The sequence below is a fragment of the Sphingobium sp. 3R8 genome, from assembly GCF_020166615.1.
Taxonomy (GTDB): Bacteria; Pseudomonadota; Alphaproteobacteria; order Sphingomonadales; family Sphingomonadaceae; genus Sphingobium; species Sphingobium bisphenolicum.
The window spans coordinates 1-1,023 of record NZ_JAIQXR010000063.1 but is presented as its reverse complement, the minus strand read 5'-3'; the positions used below and the strand labels follow the sequence as shown (position 1 = coordinate 1,023).

Genomic DNA, 1,023 nt, shown 5'->3' with positions numbered 1-1,023 from the left:
CATTATCCGCAATCCTCAGGAATTTGCCGCCCGCCTATCACGTAGAGTAAAAGAGATTTGGCCATCGGCAGCAACATGGCAAGGAAACATCAAATATTACGACCCTTGCTCGTTTATTGATATTAAAACTAGACCAGAAACCATTAAGCATTTTTCTTATTTGTATCAGCGTGAATGGCGGTTTTGCGCCTTTCCATACGAGCAAGGTCCAGAAAATGATCCGTTCCCAATTTCCATAGGGCCACTTGGCGACATAGCCGAAGTTGTTACTTTCTGAGATTTGATTCAGACCTGCGGGATGACGCCAATCCAATGTCAGTAAATGCACGACAATCAGCTGATAGCAGCCGCCTGCCATGTGTTTGTCAAACAAACAGGCGGTAACGGTCGCTGGGCGTTTCGGTGGACTGAATGGCGATCAAAAATTGCCATATAATCTCGCATTTCGCTCCATATTTGATAATATGCCGACCCGATACCCAACAATTTCTGAGATGAGAGTGAGTAGACCAAGCTACCTTGCAGCGATTAAGGATTTAAACATTCTTACGACGCTTTCTCATTATGATCCTCACGTTGCAGGAACACTGCCTTTAGGCCTCGATGTTTCAACCAGTGATATAGACATCCTCTGTTACGCGCCTGACCCCAACCTCTTCACTTCGCACATATGGGCAGCTTTCAGTTCATTTCATGATTTTCGCATTTGGCAATGGTGTGAGGGCGATCAGACCGTGGTCGCTGCTTTCACAGCGCAAGGATGGCAATTTGAACTTTTCGGCCAAGCGAAGCCTGTTAATCAACAGAGAGGCTGGAGTCATTTTCTCGTGGAACAGCGTCTGATCACGTTGGGCGGTGAGGGCTTTGTCAAAGCTGTGATGGCGCTTCGAAGAGACGGCATGAAAACCGAACCGGCTTTTGCTGCCGCACTGGATATGCAGGGCGACCCTTATGAATCCTTGCTCGATATTGGGTCATTGGATGAACACGCTCTCGTCGGCCTTCTCCATGAGGCAGGCTACA

At 47.8% G+C, this 1,023-nt stretch carries 2 protein-coding genes; both read left to right on the top strand.

Annotated features, from left to right (window positions below; all coding sequences use genetic code 11):
- A partial coding sequence (locus tag K9B33_RS22910) for a hypothetical protein (RefSeq protein WP_224551421.1) occupies positions 1-277 on the top strand: 277 nt, incomplete at its 5' end.
- Between the two features lie 79 nt (positions 278-356).
- On the top strand, positions 357-1,023 hold a 667-nt coding region (locus K9B33_RS22905), incomplete at its 3' end, for a DUF4269 domain-containing protein (protein ID WP_224551420.1).